The sequence below is a fragment of the Hydrogenophaga intermedia genome (assembly GCF_023715105.1).
Lineage (GTDB): Bacteria > Pseudomonadota > Gammaproteobacteria > Burkholderiales > Burkholderiaceae_C > Hydrogenophaga > Hydrogenophaga intermedia_A.
Genome location: NZ_JAMBNO010000010.1, coordinates 171,348 through 189,322, shown reverse-complemented (window position 1 = coordinate 189,322; position 17,975 = coordinate 171,348). Strand labels below are relative to the sequence as shown.

The following is a 17,975-nucleotide window of genomic DNA, read 5'->3' as shown; positions in this document are numbered from 1 at the left end:
GGGGGTCTGCCCCCTCTCCTCCCGGAGAAGATTTCTCCTCGACCATGAAAAACGCCCCAAGTGTGACCTTGGGGCGCATTGTGGGGTCCGAAGACCCCTTGAATCAACTCCTTAACCGAACGGCTAGTCCCCGGGCAGCGGCTTTTTTGTTTCCGCGCTCGGCGCACGTTGGTCTGCGCACCGGTTCTTCAGACCATTTCCACAGCCTTGTCCACACACGTCATCGGGTCGCGGGCGTACCATGCCCCTTTCCCCGCTCGCCGCATGTCCACCGCTTTTTCCAGCCCCTTTCCCGACCTCGGTCACGGCCTCGACGAAGGCAGCGACCGCCAGATTGCCCAACTGCGCGTCCCGCCCCATTCCATCGAGGCCGAGTCCAGCGTGCTGGGTGGCCTGCTGCTTGACAACAGTGCCTGGGATCGCATGGCCGACCTGGTCAACGATTCCGACTTCTACCGCTATGAGCACCGGCTGGCTTACTCGGCGATTGCGACGCTGGTGAACGCCGGCAAGCCGGCCGACGTGGTGACGGTGTTCGAGCACCTGCAGAACCTGGGTAAGGCGGAAGAGGCCGGTGGCCTGGCCTACCTGAACTCGCTGGCACAGTACGTGCCTAGTGCGGCCAATATCCGCCGCTACGCCGAGATCGTTCGCGAGCGCGCCGTGCTGCGCAAGCTCGTGGCAGCGAGCGACGAGATCGCCACCGCCGCCTTCAATCCGCAGGGCAGGCCGGTTGCCAAGATCCTCGACGAGGCCGAGCAGAAGATCTTCCACATCGGTGAGGAAGGCTCGCGCATGAAGGAGGGTTTCCAGTCGATGGACCGGCTGGTGGTGGACCTGCTCGATCGCGTGCAGGAAATGGCCGACAACCCCAACGACGTGACCGGCGTGCCCACCGGCTTCATCGACCTCGACCGCATGACCGCCGGCCTGCAGGCGGGCGATCTGATCGTGCTGGCCGCGCGCCCCTCGATGGGCAAGACCGCTTTTGCCATCAACATCGCCGAGCACGTGGCGCTCAACGAAGGCCTGCCGGTGGCGGTGTTCTCGATGGAAATGGGCGCTTCGCAGCTCGCGGTGCGTATCGTGGGTTCGATCGGCCGCATCAACCAGAGTCATCTGCGCACTGGCAAGCTCACCGACGAGGAATGGCCGCGCCTGACCGAGGCCATCGAGCGGCTTCGCAATGTGTCGCTGCACATCGACGAGACGCCCGGTCTCACGCCCAGCGAGTTGCGCGCCAACGCGCGCCGCCTGGCGCGCCAGTGCGGCAAGCTCGGGTTGATCGTCGTTGACTACCTGCAGCTCATGAGCGGCTCCAGCAGCGACGGCGACAACCGCGCCACCGAACTGGGCGAGATCTCGCGTGGCCTGAAGATGCTGGCCAAGGAACTGCAGTGTCCGGTGATCGCGTTATCGCAGCTCAACCGCTCGGTCGAGCAGCGCACCGACAAGCGCCCCATGATGAGCGACCTGCGCGAGTCCGGCGCCATCGAGCAGGACGCGGACATCATCATGTTCATCTACCGAGATGAGTACTACACCAAGGACGCCTGCAAGGAGCCCGGGGTGGCCGAGATCATCATCGGCAAGCAGCGCAACGGGCCCACGGGCGTCGTCAAGCTCGCCTTCCTGAACATGCTGACCCGCTTCGAATCGCTCGCGGGTGGCGGGGATTATTAGGAACTCCCCCCTGCGCCGCTGACGCGGCTTCCCCCCTCTCTGGCGCGCCGCTTCGCGGCGCTTGGAGGGGGGACGCACCCTACGGCCCGGCGAAGCCGGTTCCGTGGGTGCTCGGGGTTCTCGTGACCTCGACCAGCCAAGGCGAGGTCAGAGAACCTCACTGGCGAAGTCCGCCAGCCGCGAGCGTTCGCCCCGCGCCAGCGTGATGTGCCCGCCGTGCGGCCAACCCTTGAAGCGGTCGACCGCGAACGTGAGACCGGATGAGCCTTCGGTGAGGTAGGGTGTGTCGATCTGCGCCAGGTTGCCCATGCAGATGATCTTGGTACCCGGGCCTGCGCGGGTGATCAAGGTCTTCATCTGCTTGGGCGTGAGGTTCTGCGCCTCGTCGATGATCACGTACTTGTTCATGAACGTGCGACCGCGCATGAAGTTCATGCTCTTGACCTTGATGCGGCTGCGAATGAGCTCGTTGGTGGCCGCGCGGCCCCATTCGCCGGCGTTGCCGCCGTCGCCCTTGGCCAGGAACTCGAGGTTGTCGTCCAGCGCGCCCATCCAGGGGCCCATTTTTTCTTCTTCGGTACCGGGCAGGAAGCCGATGTCCTCGCCCACGCTCACGGTGGCGCGGGTCATGATGATCTCGGTGTAGCGGCGGTCGTCGAGCACCTGCGTGAGGCCCGCGGCCAGGGCCATCAGCGTCTTGCCGGTGCCAGCCGTCCCTGCCAGGGTCACGAAGTCGACCTCGGGATCCATCAACAGGTTGAGCGCGAAGTTCTGTTCGCGGTTGCGACTCGTCACGCCCCACACCGCGTTCTTGAGGTGGGTGTAGTCCTTCAGTGTCTTGAGCACCGCGGTCTTGTCGCGGATCTCGGTGACGCGGGCGTACAGCGAGGGCTCGCCCGGCGCCTCGAAATAGACGAACTGGTTGATGAAGAACTGGCTCACCGCCGGACCGCTGACCCGGTAGAAGGTGTGGCTGCCGCTTTGCCAGCTCTCGATCGTCTTGCTCTGGCGCGTCCAGAAATCCTGCGGCAATGCCAGCGAGCCGGCATAGAGCAGTTCGCCGTCGTCCAGCGTCTTGTCGTTCTCGTAGTCCTCGGCGGGCAGGCCCAGTGCGCGTGCCTTCACGCGCATGTTGATGTCTTTCGACACCAGAATGACCTCGCGCTCGGGATGGCGCTGCCGCAGGCCGGCCACCACGCCCAGGATCTGGTTGTCGGCCTTGCCCTGCGGCAGGCTGGTGGGCAGGTCGCTGGCCAGTGGCTCGGTCTGGAAGAACAGCAGACCGCGCGCCGACTGGTGGCCGGTGGCCGAGAGCTTGAGGCCTTTGGTCATGTCGCCGCCGACCTGCGCCGCCAGGGCATCGAGGTTTCGGCTGGTCTGGCGGCCGTTGCGGGCCACCTCGGTCATGCCCTTCTTGTGACCGTCGAGTTCCTCCAGCACGATCATCGGCAGGTAGATGTCGTGTTCCTCGAAGCGGAACAGGCTCATGGGGTCATGCAGCAGCACGTTCGTGTCGAGCACGAACAGGCGCGCCGGGCCACCTGTCGGGCCCTTGCCGCTGTTGCGGCGGCGCGGTGCCGGCACCGGCGCGGCTGCCGCAGCGGGCTTGGCGGCTGGGGCCTGCTGGGGCGGTGGCTCGATGGCCCGGGCCTGCGGGCGGGCGCGCGGTGCCGGTTCGGGCGCCGTTGCCGGCGCCGGCGCAGGGGCGGCCGGTCTGGACCGCTTGCGGTGCCTGGCCTCGGCCGGTGCGGGCGCCGCGTCGGCGGGTTCTTCCAGGGGGAGGATGGTCAGGCCGCCACTGCGATCGTCGAAGTCGTCGAGCGAGGCGTCTGAGGCTTTGAGCGAGTAGGCGTCGGGGGCGAGGAGGGCGGCGCGTTTGGTGGGAGCGGGGGGCAGTGGCATGTGGGCTTGGCGTTCAGCGCGCGGGCTCGAAAAAACAAAAAGCCGCCAGGCGTACCAGGCGGCTTTGCGGGCAGCGGAGCGGTTGCTGGCTGCAGGGGACGTGAGAAATGCCCGAAGACATGCGAACCATTATGCACCTTCCCCGTGACACCACCACGCCTGCCGTTGCGGTGTCGCTGCAAGGCTGCAACGGGGGTTCAGGCGGCCTTCTTGAGGGTCTTGACGGCCTTGAGGACTTCCTCGACGTGGCCAGGCACTTTCAGGCCGCGCCACTCCTGGCGCAGAACGCCGTCAGGGCCGATGAGGAAGGTGCTGCGCTCGATGCCCTTGACCTTCTTGCCGTACATGATCTTGTTCTTGACCACGCCGAACATGTGGCACATCTTCTCTTCGGTATCGGCGATCAGCTCGAACGGCAGTTCGAGCTTGGCCTTGAAGTCGTCGTGCGACTTCATGTTGTCGCGCGAGACGCCGAACACCTGGGCACCGGCCTTGACGAAATCCTTGTACTTGTCGCGGAACTGCATGGCCTCGGTGGTGCAGCCGGGCGTGTTGTCCTTGGGGTAGAAGTAAAGCACCAGGGTCTGCCCGAGGTCGCTCTGGTGGCTGACTTTCACGCCTCCCGTGGCCTGGGATTCGAACTCGGGGATGGGTTTGTTGACAACGACGGCCATGCTGTGGAGACCCCTGGTTTGAGTGAATGGTGTTGCGTCGGCTGCCAGGCGAGGCGGGCGAGTCACCCGAAAGAATTCGGGTGGCCGTCTCGGGCAACAGCCGCGTATTTTAACGCCTAACGCATACCCCCGCCGGGTCGGCCCGTCAGGGCTCCAGGAGCAAGGCGGCTGTGACCCGGCGGCCTTCGGCGGCAAGGATGTTGTAGGTCCGGCAGGCCGCGGCGGTGTCCATCGTCTCCACACCGATGCCACGTTCCACCAGCGAGCGCAGCAGCGCCGGTGCCACGAAGCGCAGCCGCCTGCCACTGCCGAACACCACCAGTTCGGGCAGCGTGCCGGCGGCGTCGATCAGTTCGTGAAAGTGGTCGGGCGTGAGTTGGTCGAACCGGTCGCAGGGCCAGACCCGCAAGCCACTCGACGCGCTGAGCACCAGGCTGGTGGTGTGGCGCTCGCCGTTGACCGCGACCCAACCCTCGCCCAGGGCGGTGATGGCGAGTTGATGCGGGGTGTCGGCGTGCAGTTTCATGCGGGGCGGATGGCCTGGTCGGGCCGGGGAACTGTGGTCAAATTGACGGTTTGCTCGGGGTGCGAGGGTCGCATCTTAGCCCCGGGCCTGCCGCCCTCGGCGCATGCGCGCCGCCCAGCACATCGCCCAGTACATCTCCCCAACTGCCGCCGTGGAGGGACTTTGAAGACCATCCAGAAATCCGCCAAGCTTGCCAACGTCTGCTACGACATCCGCGGCCCGATCATGGATGCGGCGCGCCAGATGGAGGAAGAGGGCCACAAGATCATCAAGCTCAACATCGGCAACCTCGCGGTGTTCGGCTTCGATGCGCCCGAGGAGATCCAGCAGGACATGATCCGCAACCTGCCGAACTCGGCCGGTTACTCCGACAGCAAGGGGATCTTCGCGGCGCGCAAGGCGGTGATGCACGAGACCCAGCTGCAAGGGATCAAGGGCGTCACGCTGGACGACATCTACCTGGGCAACGGCGCGAGCGAGCTCATCGTGATGGCCACCAACGCGCTGCTTGACGACGGCGACGAGGTGCTGCTGCCCGCGCCCGACTACCCGTTGTGGACGGCCGCGGCCAGCCTCTCTGGCGGCACGCCGGTGCACTACATGTGCGACGAGGCCAAGGGCTGGATGCCCGATCTGGACGACATCCGCCGCAAGATCACGCCGGCCACCAAGGCCATCGTGGTCATCAACCCGAACAACCCCACCGGCGCGCTGTACCCGAAGGAGCTGTTGCAGCAGATCGTGGCGATCGCGCGCGAGCACGGTCTGGTGATCTTCGCGGACGAGGTCTACGACAAGGTGCTGTACGACGGCGCCCGTCACGTGCCCATCGCCAGCCTCTCGGAGGACGTGCTCACCCTCACCTTCAACTCACTGTCCAAGAGCTACCGCTCCTGTGGTTACCGCGCGGGCTGGCTCGTGGTCTCGGGCGACAAGAAGCCGGCGAAGGATTACATCGAGGGCCTGAACATGCTCTCGAACATGCGCCTGTGCGCCAACGTGCCGGGTCAGTGGGCGATCCAGACCGCGCTCGGCGGCTACCAGAGCATCAATGACCTCGTGGCCGAGGGCGGTCGCCTGCGCCGCCAGCGCGACCTCGCGCATGAACTCATCACCGCCATTCCGGGCGTCACCTGTGTCAAGCCGCAGGCTGCGCTCTACATGTTCCCGCGGCTCGATCCGAAGATCTACCCCATTGAGGACGATCAGCAGATGTTCCTGGAACTGCTGCAGGAAACGCGCGTGATGCTGGTGCAGGGCTCGGGCTTCAACTACCCCGACAACCAGCATTTCCGCATCGTGTTCCTGCCGCACGAGGACGACCTGCGCGAGGCCATCGGCCGCGTTGCAAGGTTCCTCGAACACTGGCGAAAACGCCACGGCGCCTGATCTCCGCTTTCTGTATCCCTTCTCCACCATGAAACCCATCCAAGCAGGCCTGCTGGGCATCGGCACCGTCGGCAGTGGCACCTTCGAGGTGCTCAAGCGCAACCAGGAAGAGATCCGCCGCCGCGCCGGCCGCGGCATCGAGATCACCATGGTGGCCGACCTCGACGTGGCACGTGCCCGCGCGGTGGTCGGCGACGGCGTGAAGGTGGTGGCCGATGCGCGCGAAGTCATCGCCAACCCCGACATCGACATCGTGATCGAGCTCATCGGCGGCTACGGCATTGCCAAGGCCCTGGTGATGGAGGCCATTTCGGCCGGCAAGCATGTGATCACGGCCAACAAGGCGCTGCTCGCGGTGCATGGCACCGAGATCTTCGCTGCCGCCTCGCAGCGCGGCGTGATGGTGGCCTTCGAGGCAGCGGTGGCCGGGGGCATTCCCATCATCAAGGCGCTGCGCGAGGGCCTGAGCGCCAACCGCATCCAGTGGATCGCCGGCATCATCAACGGCACCACGAACTTCATCCTCTCCGAGATGCGCGGCAAAGGGCTCGACTTCGATGTCGTGCTCAAGGAAGCGCAGCGCCTGGGCTATGCCGAGGCCGATCCGACCTTCGACATCGAAGGCGTGGACGCCGCCCACAAGGCGACGATCATGAGCGCCATTGCGTTCGGCATCCCGGTGCAGTTCAACAAGGCCTACATCGAGGGCATCACCAAGCTCTCGGCGACCGACATCCGCTACGCCGAACAGCTCGGCTACCGCATCAAGCTGCTCGGCATCACCAAGCGCGTGGCCAAGGGCATCGAGCTGCGCGTGCACCCGAGCCTGGTGCCTGCCAAGCGCCTGATCGCCAATGTCGAAGGTGCCATGAACGCGGTGGTGGTGCACGGCGATGCCGTTGGCACCACGCTGTACTACGGCAAGGGCGCGGGCAGCGAGCCCACCGCCAGCGCCGTGATCGCCGACCTGGTGGACGTGACGCGCCTGCACACGGCCGACCCGCACCACCGCGTGCCGCACCTGGCGTTCCAGCCCGACGCGATGAGCGATGTGGCCGTGCTGCCGATGAGCGAGGTGGTGACCAGCTACTACCTGCGCCTGCGCGTGGCCGATGAAGCCGGTGTGCTGGCCCAGGTCACGGGCCTGCTGGCCGGCCGCAGCATCAGCATCGACGCCGTGCTGCAGCGCGAGGCCGACGAGGTGGGTGGTGAAGGGGCGACCAGCACCGATCTAATCATCCTGACCCACGACACGCGCGAAGGCACCATGAACGAAGTGCTCGAGCAACTGCAGGCACTGCCCAGCGTGCTCGCCCCCATCGTGCGCATCCGCAAGGAAGAGCTGAACTGATGCGCTACCTCTCCACGCGCGGGCACCCCGACCGCAAGCGCTTCTGCGAGATCCTTCTGGAGGGCCTGGCCCCCGATGGCGGTCTGTACCTGCCCGAACGCTATCCGCAGCTGGACGCCGCCGCTTTGCAGCACCTGCGGGCCGTGTACGGTGAGGGTCGGCCGGGCGGCTATGCCGCGCTGGCTTTCGAGATCCTCTCGCTCTACATCGACGACATTGCTGCCGATGACCTGCGCACGCTGTGCGAGCGCACCTACACCGAGGCGGTGTTCGGCAATGCGGCCATCGTGCCGCTCAAGCAACTGCAGGACGGCTTCTACCTCGAAGCCCTGTCCAACGGCCCCACGCTGGCCTTCAAGGACATGGCCATGCAATTGCTCGGCAACCTGTTCGAGTACGAACTGGGCCGCCGCGGCGAAGAGCTCAACATCCTGGGCGCCACCAGCGGCGACACCGGCAGCGCCGCCGAGCACGCCATGAAGGGCAAGCGCGGCGTGCGCGTGTTCATGCTCAGTCCGCACGGGCGCATGAGCCCGTTCCAGCAGGCGCAGATGTTCAGCCTGATGGACCCGAACATCCACAACATCGCTGTCGAAGGTGTGTTCGACGACTGCCAGGACATCGTCAAGGCCGTCAGCAATGACCTGGCCTTCAAGCGCGCGCACAAGATCGGCACCGTCAACTCGATCAACTGGGCGCGCCTGCTGGCGCAGGTCGTTTACTACTTTGCGGGCTACTTCCAGGCGACGTCGAACGACACGCAGCGCGTGAGCTTCACCGTGCCCAGTGGCAACTTCGGCAACGTCTGCGCCGGCCACGTGGCGCGCCAGATGGGCCTGCCGATTGCGCATCTCGTGGTGGCCACCAACGAGAACGACGTGCTCGACGAGTTTTTCCGCACCGGCGTCTACCGCGTGCGCGGCAGCGCCGACACGCACGAGACTTCCAGCCCGTCGATGGACATCTCCAAGGCGAGCAATTTCGAGCGCTTCGTGTTCGATCTCGTGGGCCGCGACGCCGCGCGCTGCAAGGCGCTGTTCCACGACGCGCTGGCGCGCGAGGGCCGCTTCGACCTGAGCGCCGATCCCGCGTTCGCCGACGCCGCGGGCAGGTACGGCTTCCTCAGCGGCAAGAGCACGCACGCCGATCGCCTGGCCACCATTCGCGATGTCGATCGGCGCTTTGCCGTGGTGATCGATACCCACACGGCCGACGGCGTGAAGGTCGCGCGCGAGCACTTGGCGCCCGGTGTGCCCATGGTGGTGCTGGAAACCGCGCTGCCGATCAAGTTCGCCGAAACCATCGTCGAGGCGCTGGGCCACGAGCCCGAGCGCCCGGCCGCGTACGCGGGCATCGAAGCGTTGCCCAAGCGGGTGCAGGTCATGCCCGCCGATGTGGCCCGCATCAAGGCGTATATCGCCGAACACTGCGCGTGAGCCGGCCCCGCATGCACGTCGTCGGGTTTGCCGGCTTCTCGGGCTCGGGCAAGACCACGCTGGTCGAGCAGCTCATCCCGGCGCTGCGTTTTCGCGGTCTGCGTGTGTCCGTCATCAAGCACGCGCACCACAACTTCGACATCGACCACCCGGGCAAGGACACCTGGCGCCACCGCGAGGCCGGCGCGGTCGAGATCGTGGCCGCGTCGCCCCGGCGGATGGTCATCATGCGCGAGTACGAAACCGACACCGAGCACGATGTGCACGCCCTCATCGCGCGCCTGAGCGAGGGCGTCGACTGGGTGTTGGTCGAAGGCTTCAAGCGCAGCAACTTGCCCAAGATCGAAGTCTGGCGCGCGGCCAGCGGCCAGCCGGTGATCTACCCCGGCCAGCCCCGGGTGCTTGCCGTCGCCACCGACAGCGCCCCGCAGTTGCCCGAACCACCCGCACGGCCCGTGCTGGATTTGAACGCACCCGATGACGTGGCCGCGTGGCTGATCGACAATGCCAGCCGGTTCCACTACACAAGACCCGACGAGACATGAACGCCCCGGCGCGCGCCCCCCTGATGTCCCTGGACGACGCGCTCGATGCCTTGCTCCGCAACGCCGAGCCGTTGACCCGAAACGAGGACGAGACCGAATCGGTGGCCACGTTCGAGGCCGTCGGCCGCGTGCTCGCGCAGGACCTGGTAAGCGCGCTGCAGGTGCCGCCCAACGACAACTCGTCCATGGACGGCTATGCGCTGCGCTGCGCCGACGTCACCGAGAAGGGTGCCGTGCTGCCCGTGACCCAGCGCATTCCTGCCGGCCACGCGGGCACGCCGCTCAAGCCCGGCACCTGCGCGCGCATCTTCACCGGCGCGCCATTGCCCGCGGGCGCCGACGCCGTGGTGATGCAGGAAGACACGCGTGAAGTCGGTGGCGATTTCCACGCCGTTCACATCGACGCCGTGCCGCAGCCCGGCCAATGGGTGCGCCGCGCCGGCGAGGACGTGACGCGTGGTGCCGTGGTGCTTGCACGCGGCCAGCGGCTCGACGAAGCCGCGCTGGGCCTGGCGGCCAGCCTGGGCCTGGCGCATCTGCGCGTGGCACGCCGCCCGCGCGTGGCGCTGTTTTCCACCGGCGACGAACTCGTGATGCCCGGCGAGGTGCCGCCCGAGGCCATGAAGCCCGGCGCCATCTACAACTCCAACCGCTTCTTCCTGCGAGCGCTGCTGCAGCGCTTCGGCTGCGAGGTGAGCGACCTCGGCATCGTGCCCGACAAGCGCGAGGCCACGCTGGCCGCGCTCAAGACGGCGGCCGACCACCACGACCTCATCCTCACCAGCGGCGGCGTGTCCGTGGGTGAGGAAGATCACATCAAGCCCGCCGTGCAGCAGCTGGGCGCGCTCGACCTCTGGCAGATCGCCATGAAGCCGGGCAAGCCGTTTGCCTACGGCCACGTGCGACGCGATCCAGGCGTCACGGGCCGCAGCCACTTCATCGGCCTGCCAGGCAACCCGGTGTCGAGCTACGTCACCTTCCTGCTGCTGGTGCGGCCCTTCCTGCTCAAGCTGCAGGGCGTGGCCGACGCCGCGGCGCCGCGCCTGCCGCCGGCCATGCCGCTGCGCGCCGATTTCGCGGTGCCGCGCGCCGACAAGCGCCGCGAGTTCCTGCGCGTGCGCCGCAATGCGCAGGGTGGCCTCGACCTGTTCCCCAACCAGAGCTCGGGCGTGCTCACCTCCACCGTGTGGGCCGACGGCCTGGTCGACAACCCCGCCGGCACCACCATCGCTCCCGGCGACACCGTGCACTACATCGCCTTGTCGGACCTGCTCGCATGAACACCATCCAGCTGCGCTATTTCGCCTCTATCCGCGAGGCCATCGGCACCGGTGCCGAACGCATCAGCACCGGCGCCACCACGCTGGCCGCGCTGCGCGATGAACTCATCGCTCGCGGCGGCGCGCACGCCGAGGCGCTGGCGCGTGGGCGCGCGGTGCGCGTCTCGCTCAACCAGACCATGGCCGACGAGTCCGCCGCGCTGAGCGATGGCGCCGAGGTCGCTTTCTTTCCACCGGTGACAGGAGGTTGACTTGACCGCCCGCGTCAGCATCCAGACCACCGATTTCGACCTCAGCACCGAGGTGGCGCTGCTGCGCCTGCAGGACAAGGGCATCGGCGCGGTCTGCAGCTTCATCGGCACGGTCCGGGATCGCAACGACGGTCAAGCGGTCAGTGCCATGGAGCTTGAGCACTACCCGGGCATGACCGAGAAGGCCATCGAGGGCATGATCGACGAGGCCTTCAAGCGCTTCGACATTCTGGGCGCGCGCGTGATCCACCGCGTGGGCCTGCTCAAGCCGCTGGACCAGATCGTGCTCGTCATCGTCAGCTCTGCCCACCGCGGCCAGAGCTTCCAGGCCTGCGAGTTCCTGATGGATTACCTCAAGACGCAGGCGCCGTTCTGGAAGAAGGAACAGACGCCCGAGGGCGCGCGCTGGGTCGATGCCCGCGTGAGCGACGACGCCGCCCTGGCGCGCTGGGGCATCCGGGCCGACAACGCCTGAGTCTGGCCATGCGGGGCGCCGCCGACGTCGACTCGCTGGAGCGCGCCACCGTGCAGGCGGTGGCCCCCGAGCAACTCGACGACACCGTGCCCGGCTGGCTGCTGCCGATGGACCCAGGCACCGTGGGGCGCGCGCAGTGTGCGGTGCCGCTCTCCCACGCCGAGCCCGATGTGGGGCTCATCGACACCATCGTTCAACGCTACCGCGAGCGCGGGTTTGCGCCCGCGTGGCGGCTGCCCGATGTGCCGTCCTTCGCCACCTTCCACACCGCGCTCGGCCAGCGCGGCTTCACGCGGCGCCAGCCCACCCTGACGCAGGCGACCAGCGTGGCCGACCTGCTGGAGCGCCTGCCGGCCCGGCCAGGGCCCGATGCCGTGCTGGAAGATCGGCCCGACGCCGCCTGGCTGGCCATGTTCCTGGGCGAAGGCCTGGATCCGGTGGACGGCGCCAGCCGCTCGCGTGCCCTGGCGCGCGCGGTGGGCACGCGCTACGCGAGCCTGCGGGAGAACGGCGTCACCCTGGCCTGTGGCGCGGCCAGCTTCGGCCACGGCTGGCTCGGTGTGCACGGCATGCGAACGGCGGCTGCGCAGCGGCGGCGGGGCCTGGCAGGCGCGGTGATGCGCGCCATGGCCACCGAGGCCCGGCAGCGCGGCGTCGAACGCGTGTTCCTCCAGGTGGACGCCAGCAACGCGCCGGCGCTGTCGCTCTACCAGCGACTGGGTTTCGAGACGGCCTGGGGCTACGCCTACTGGCGGTATTGATCCCGGTCAAGGCCGCGGCAGGGGCCTTGCCTTGAAATCGGCCTGGCTGGCGCCATGTGTCCGGCAATCCACTTTTTCCGGAGCGCCTGTCCATGCGTCTCGACAAACTCACCACCAAATTCCAGGAAGCCCTGGCCGACGCCCAGAGCCTTGCGCTGGGCAACGACCACGCCTACATCGAACCCGTGCACCTGCTGCTGGCCATGCTGCGCCAGGCCGATGGCCCCCAGTCGATCCTGCAGCGCGCCGGTGTCAACGTGGGCGGACTCGCCCAGGCCGCCGAGGCGGCGGTCAAGCGTCTGCCGCAGGTTCAAGGCCAGGCGCAGGTCCAGGTCGGCCCCGAGCTGGGCAAGCTGCTGCAGGCCAGCGAGAAGGAAGCCATCAAGCGTGGCGATGCCTACATCGCGAGCGAGAACTTCCTGCTGGCCGTGGCCGACGCCAAGGGCGAGTTGGGCCGCATCGCCAACGAGGCCGGCCTGTCGCGCAAGAGCCTGGAGGCCGCAATCGCCGCCGTGCGCGGCGGCCAGCACGTCAACAGCCCCGAGGCCGAAGGCCAGCGCGAAGCGCTCAAGAAGTACACGCTGGACCTCACCGAGCGCGCCCGCGCCGGCAAGCTCGACCCGGTGATCGGCCGCGACGACGAGATCCGCCGCGCCATCCAGGTGCTGCAGCGCCGAACCAAGAACAACCCGGTGCTCATCGGCGAGCCCGGTGTGGGCAAGACGGCGATCGTCGAAGGCCTGGCGCAGCGCATCGTGGCGGGCGAGGTGCCCGATTCGCTCAAGGGCAAGCGCGTGCTGAGCCTGGACATGGCCGCGCTGCTGGCCGGTGCCAAGTACCGCGGCGAGTTCGAGGAGCGTCTGAAGAGCGTGCTCAACGAACTCGCGAAGGACGAGGGCCAGACCATCGTCTTCATCGATGAGCTGCACACCATGGTGGGCGCCGGCAAGGCCGAGGGCGCCATGGACGCCGGCAACATGCTCAAGCCCGCGCTGGCGCGCGGCGAGCTGCACTGCGTGGGCGCCACCACGCTCGACGAATACCGCAAGTACATCGAGAAGGACGCCGCGCTGGAGCGGCGCTTCCAGAAGATCCTGGTCGACGAGCCCACGGTGGAAGCCACCATCGCCATCCTGCGCGGTCTGCAGGAAAAGTACGAGGTTCACCACGGCGTGGACATCACCGACCCGGCCATCGTGGCCGCGGCCGAGTTGAGCCACCGCTACATCACCGACCGTTTCCTGCCCGACAAGGCGATCGACCTGATCGATGAGGCCGCGGCCAAGATCAAGATCGAGATCGACTCCAAGCCCGAGGTGATGGACAAACTCGATCGTCGCCTGATCCAGCTGCAGATCGAACGCGAGGCGGTGAAGAAGGAAAAGGACGAAGCCTCGCAAAAGCGGTATGAGCTGATCGAGGAGGAGATCGCCCGGCTGCAGCGCGAGATCGCCGATTACGAAGAAATCTGGAAATCCGAGAAGGCGCAGGCCCAGGGCTCTGCGCAGGTGAAGGAAGAGATCGACAAGCTGCGCCACCAGATCGAGGAGTTCACCCGCAAGGGCGACTTCAACAAGGTCGCCGAGCTGCAATACGGCAAGTTGCCCGAACTGGAAAAGCGCCTGAAGGACGCACAGGCCGCTGAAACCGGCAAGAAGGAAGGCGGCCGTCCGCAGCTGCTGCGCACGCAAGTGGGCGCCGAAGAAATCGCCGAGGTGGTGGCGCGTGCCACCGGCATTCCGGTGAGCAAGCTCATGCAGGGCGAGCGCGACAAGCTGCTGCAGATGGAAGACAAGCTGCATCAGCGCGTGGTGGGGCAGGACGAGGCCATCAGCGCGGTGGCCAACGCCATCCGCCGCTCGCGCTCGGGCCTGTCCGATCCGAACCGCCCCACCGGCTCCTTCCTGTTCCTCGGCCCCACCGGCGTGGGCAAGACCGAGCTGTGCAAGGCGCTCGCCGGCTTCCTGTTCGACAGCGAAGAACATCTGGTTCGCATCGACATGAGTGAGTTCATGGAGAAGCACTCCGTGGCCCGCCTGATCGGCGCGCCGCCCGGCTACGTGGGCTATGAGGAGGGCGGCTACCTCACCGAAGCGGTGCGCCGTCGCCCGTATTCGGTGCTGCTGCTCGACGAGGTGGAAAAGGCCCACCCCGATGTCTTCAACGTGCTGCTGCAGGTGCTCGACGATGGCCGCCTGACCGACGGCCAGGGCCGCACCGTGGACTTCAAGAACACCGTGATCGTGATGACGAGCAACATCGGCTCGCACATGATCCAGTCCATGGCCGGCCAGCCATACGACGAGGTGAAGGAGGCGGTCTGGGGTGAGTTGAAGAACTACTTCCGTCCCGAGTTCCTCAACCGCATTGACGAGACCGTGGTGTTCCACGCGCTCGACGCGCAGCACATCGAGGCCATCGCCGGCATTCAGCTGCAGGCCCTGCAAAAGCGGCTGCAGACCATGGATCTCAAGCTGGAGGTATCGCCTGCGGCGCTCGGCGAGTTGGCCAAGGTGGGCTTCGACCCGGTGTTCGGTGCGCGCCCGCTCAAGCGCGCCATTCAGCAGCGCATCGAGAACCCGCTGTCGAAGCTGCTGCTGGAGGGGCGCTATCCGCCCAAGTCGGCGATTCCTGTGGGCGTGGACCCGGTGCGCAACCCGGGCGTGTTCGAGTTCGGCGAGCCACTGCCGATGGCGTGATCGCGCCCCGACCGAGGTCGGGCTGCGTACCTTTGTCTTATACGGTCTCGTCCTCGGGCTCGGCTTCGGGCGCGTTGACAGCGCGCACGTCCTGCAGGTAGCCCTGCGCGGCGAGTTGCCGGGCGGCCTCGCTCACGTCCTCGTCGAGCAGGCGCGAGAGCTCGCGCAACGTGCGCCGGCCGTTGGCCAGCAGCAGCAGCGTGTGGGCCTGGCGGCCCAGGCCCTGTCCATCCGGGCGGGCCAGGGCCTGCCACGCATGAGGGGTTCGGTTGTAAAGCGGTGTCTCCATGGGTGGCCGAAACAGTGCATGAGGTGCGTGACAGGCGCTTGAAACCCCTGTCGACCGTGGTGCAGACAAGAACCGCGCCAACCGTCCGCCCACCCCGCATGACCGGTCGGAACCTCAAAGCCTTGGGTCGTCCGGAAATCGGCCGATCACCACATCGTTCACGCACGGCGCGGCTATAACCGTGACCTGTTTCACGTGACGATTGCCCCAATCCCAGGCCATGCCGGTCAACTCACCCCTGCTCGAACAGTGCTTCGATGAAGCCGTGCGCCATGCCGCGCCCTCGCTGGGCCGCTGCATCGATGTGGCGGTCAGTTCGCTGCAGCAGGAGGAAAAGGACCAGCGCGACGTCGCCGCCCGCGACCGCTGTGCCCGCGCCTGGTACACCCTGATCAAGCACCGCCAGACCTGGGGCCCGGCGTTCGCGCAGCGCCTCAAGGGCGCTTTGCAGAACGGGTACAACGAAGGCAATACATCGTCGATGGCATTGCTGTCGAACTCCGAGCTGCTGGCGTTGGTGGACGACAGCGCCGTCAACGAATCGATCGAATCGGCCAAGGTGCTGCAGAACCTGCTGCCCGAGGTGGAGCAGGCCCTGGCTGTCCTGGACGCCCGCATGAGCTCGCTGATCGGCCTGCACAGCGTGCATGCCGAGAAGAACCCGATGCGGCCCTCGGTTTACGTGCGGGTGTTGCGCGATCTCATCGCCGGCAGCGAGAGCGACCCCGAGATCCGCACCCTGTGGATGCGCCACCTGGCCACGCCCCTGGGCCGTGAGCTGCGCACGCTGTACGAGCAGCTCGCGCTCACGCTGCAGAAGGCCAACGTGCAGGAGGCCAGCTACCGTGTGCGCCTGGTGGCCGACCCGCAGGCCACCAAACCGCCGCCTCCGCCCAAGCGCGATCTGCTCGACTTCGAGTTCACGCCCGGCGGCATGGCCATGCCGTCCACGCAGTCACAAACCGCCCACGCCGAAACGCAATGGCTGCCGCCCATGGCCGACCTCGCGCGCAGCGCGCCGATGCTCGATCACGACGTGATGCAGCAGTTCCTGGAGCAGGGCGGCCCGGCGTTCGAGCAACGGCTTGATGCGAGCTACTACCGCGCGCTCGAACGCGAGCGAGCCGAGCTCGCGGCGCAGGCCGCGCTGCCGGTGCTCGACGAGGTGGTGCTGGAAGAGGAACGCACGCGCTTTCGCGATCTGCCGGCGGTGGACCGCCCGGTGCGTCACGTCAGCATCGGCTCGCAACTGAGCGGCGAATGGGGCAAGGCCGCCAGCGCCACCGAGCGCACGCGCATGCTGCTCGAACTCAAGGAGCACGCGCAATCGGTGGCCCAGGCAGTCGGCCTGGACGTGGTGCGCAAGCTGGTCAATCAGGTGGCGCGCGACCCGTTGCTTCTGGCCCCGGTGCGCGAAGCGGTGGTGGCGCTCGAGCCGGCCCTGCTGCAGCAGGCCATGACGCAGCCGCGCTTCTTCGGCGAGGACAACCACCCTGCGCGCCGCCTGGTGGAAAGCGTGGCGCAGCGCAGCTTTCGCTACAACGACGAGTTCAGCGAGGAGTTCGACTCCTTCTTCGCGCCGGTGCGCGAGGCCTTCCGCACCCTCAACGAACGCGCCAGCGATGACCCCAAGGCCTTCGGCGAGACGCTGGAGCAATTGCGCGGCCACTGGCGCTCGCAGGACGAGCGGGAAGAACAGGTCAAGAACGACCAGCTGCGGGCGCTGCGCCACGCGGAAGACCGCCAGGCGCTGGCCGACCGCATCGCCTGGGACCTGAGCCAGCGCCCCGACGTCGAGAACGCGCCGGGGTTCATCCTCGACTTCATCTACGGCAGCTGGTCGCTGGTGCTGGCGTCGGCCGAGATGGGCCTGCCCGCCACGCAGGAGGACCTCAACGCCTATCGCAAGGCGGTCTCCGACTTGCTCTGGAGCATCAAGAAGGATGTGACGCTGCGCCGTCCAGCCGAGCTGTTCCGCATCGTCCCCGGGCTGGTGAAGACGCTGCGGCGAGGCCTGGAGGTGCTGGGCAAGTCGCCGGCCGAGACGCAGACCTTCTTCGACGCGTTGCTGCGCCTGCACGAGCCGGTGCTCGGCCTGCGCCGCGCCAAGGTGCGCAGCGACAGCGGCCACAGCGATCCGATTCCGCTTGACGACGAGGCCGCCACCGCGCTGCTGGTGCTCGAAGAACTCGCCCCGGCCACCCCGGAGCAGCGCGTGCCCAAGGCGGCTGACCAACCCTGGCTCGGCAAGAACGAGATGGCCAGCGCCGGCTTCGAGGACACCATCGCCACCGATTACGGCAGTCTGCACGGCGCCGAGTTCGACACCAGCACCAGCGGCGCGCTGGAAGACGAAAGCGCGCTCGATGCCGAGCAGCTGTTGCTCTCGTTGCGCGAGGGTGCCTGGGTCGACCTTTACTCCCATGGCGAATGGTTGCGCGCGCAGCTCACCTGGGCCAGCAACCGCGGCACGCTGTTCATGTTCACCAGCCGTGGCGGGCGCGCGCATTCCATGACCAAGCGTGTCTGTGTGCGCCTGATCCGCAACCGCTGGCTGCGCCCGGTGGAGGCCCGCCCGGTGGTGCAGGCCGCGCTGGACGCCGTGCTCACTGCCGGCCCGCCACCCGTGCTCGAACCCGTCAGTCAGCACTGAGCACTGAGCGGTCGGTCCGCAAGTCGCCCATCGGGCAGCGCCAGGGCGCCGCCCTCGCTAC

Annotated in this window: 15 protein-coding genes; 11 read left to right on the top strand and 4 right to left on the bottom strand. The window is 67.3% G+C overall.

Annotated elements, in window-relative coordinates:
• Positions 1 to 264 precede the first annotated feature (264 nt).
• A complete protein-coding gene (dnaB, locus tag M3149_RS11555; RefSeq protein WP_251709562.1) occupies positions 265 to 1,683 on the top strand; it encodes a replicative DNA helicase in 1,419 nt (472 codons plus the stop codon).
• 147 nt (positions 1,684 to 1,830) lie between these two features.
• On the opposite strand, the gene M3149_RS11550 is transcribed toward dnaB, so the two are convergent.
• The 3 genes from M3149_RS11550 to M3149_RS11540 all read right to left on the bottom strand — a co-directional run bounded on the left by M3149_RS11550 (position 1,831) and on the right by M3149_RS11540 (position 4,785).
• Positions 1,831 to 3,585 (bottom strand): PhoH family protein, encoded by a 1,755-nt coding sequence (locus M3149_RS11550; RefSeq protein ID WP_251709560.1) that lies wholly within the window; start codon positions 3,583 to 3,585, stop codon positions 1,831 to 1,833.
• Positions 3,586 to 3,782: 197 nt separating this feature from the next.
• Complete coding sequence (locus M3149_RS11545) at positions 3,783 to 4,259, bottom strand: peroxiredoxin (RefSeq protein ID WP_251709558.1); 477 nt, start codon at positions 4,257 to 4,259, stop codon at positions 3,783 to 3,785.
• A 145-nt stretch (positions 4,260 to 4,404) separates the two neighbouring features.
• On the bottom strand, positions 4,405 to 4,785 hold the full coding sequence (locus M3149_RS11540) for an Mth938-like domain-containing protein (protein ID WP_251709557.1): 381 nt from the start codon (positions 4,783 to 4,785) through the stop codon (positions 4,405 to 4,407).
• A gap of 162 nt (positions 4,786 to 4,947) precedes the next feature.
• On the opposite strand from M3149_RS11540, the gene M3149_RS11535 reads away from it, so the two are divergent.
• The 9 genes from M3149_RS11535 to clpB all read left to right on the top strand — a co-directional run bounded on the left by M3149_RS11535 (position 4,948) and on the right by clpB (position 14,972).
• A complete protein-coding gene (locus M3149_RS11535; protein ID WP_251709555.1) occupies positions 4,948 to 6,174 on the top strand; it encodes a pyridoxal phosphate-dependent aminotransferase in 1,227 nt (408 codons plus the stop codon).
• A 28-nt stretch (positions 6,175 to 6,202) separates the two neighbouring features.
• Positions 6,203 to 7,525 carry a homoserine dehydrogenase gene (locus tag M3149_RS11530; RefSeq protein WP_251709553.1) on the top strand — a complete coding sequence of 441 codons (1,323 nt, stop codon included), beginning with the start codon at positions 6,203 to 6,205 and terminating at the stop codon, positions 7,523 to 7,525.
• Positions 7,525 to 8,961 carry a threonine synthase gene (thrC, locus tag M3149_RS11525; protein WP_251709551.1) on the top strand — a complete coding sequence of 479 codons (1,437 nt, stop codon included), beginning with the start codon at positions 7,525 to 7,527 and terminating at the stop codon, positions 8,959 to 8,961. Before M3149_RS11530 ends, thrC begins: the two co-directional genes overlap by 1 nt.
• Positions 8,962 to 8,972: 11 nt before the next feature.
• Positions 8,973 to 9,506: a molybdopterin-guanine dinucleotide biosynthesis protein B gene (mobB, locus tag M3149_RS11520; protein ID WP_251709581.1), complete on the top strand. Its 534-nt coding sequence runs from the start codon at positions 8,973 to 8,975 to the stop codon at positions 9,504 to 9,506.
• Positions 9,503 to 10,786 (top strand): molybdopterin molybdotransferase MoeA, encoded by a 1,284-nt coding sequence (locus M3149_RS11515; protein WP_251709549.1) that lies wholly within the window; start codon positions 9,503 to 9,505, stop codon positions 10,784 to 10,786. The genes mobB and M3149_RS11515 overlap by 4 nt, the downstream gene beginning before the upstream one ends.
• Entirely contained in the window at positions 10,783 to 11,037 is a 255-nt protein-coding gene (gene moaD / locus M3149_RS11510) for a molybdopterin converting factor subunit 1 (protein ID WP_251709547.1), read from the top strand. Before M3149_RS11515 ends, moaD begins: the two co-directional genes overlap by 4 nt.
• 1 nt (position 11,038) lies before the next feature.
• On the top strand, positions 11,039 to 11,512 hold the full coding sequence (locus M3149_RS11505; RefSeq protein WP_251709545.1) for a molybdenum cofactor biosynthesis protein MoaE: 474 nt from the start codon (positions 11,039 to 11,041) through the stop codon (positions 11,510 to 11,512).
• Positions 11,513 to 11,520: 8 nt separating this feature from the next.
• A complete protein-coding gene (locus tag M3149_RS11500; protein WP_251709543.1) occupies positions 11,521 to 12,273 on the top strand; it encodes a GNAT family N-acetyltransferase in 753 nt (250 codons plus the stop codon).
• A 92-nt stretch (positions 12,274 to 12,365) separates the two neighbouring features.
• Entirely contained in the window at positions 12,366 to 14,972 is a 2,607-nt protein-coding gene (clpB, locus tag M3149_RS11495; protein WP_251709541.1) for an ATP-dependent chaperone ClpB, read from the top strand.
• 37 nt (positions 14,973 to 15,009) lie between these two features.
• On the opposite strand, the gene M3149_RS11490 is transcribed toward clpB, so the two are convergent.
• Positions 15,010 to 15,261: a hypothetical protein gene (locus M3149_RS11490; RefSeq protein ID WP_251709539.1), complete on the bottom strand. Its 252-nt coding sequence runs from the start codon at positions 15,259 to 15,261 to the stop codon at positions 15,010 to 15,012.
• A gap of 202 nt (positions 15,262 to 15,463) precedes the next feature.
• Here M3149_RS11490 and M3149_RS11485 point away from each other — a divergent pair, with 202 nt between their 5' ends.
• On the top strand, positions 15,464 to 17,914 hold the full coding sequence (locus M3149_RS11485; protein WP_251709537.1) for a DUF1631 family protein: 2,451 nt from the start codon (positions 15,464 to 15,466) through the stop codon (positions 17,912 to 17,914).
• Positions 17,915 to 17,975: the final 61 nt, after the last annotated feature.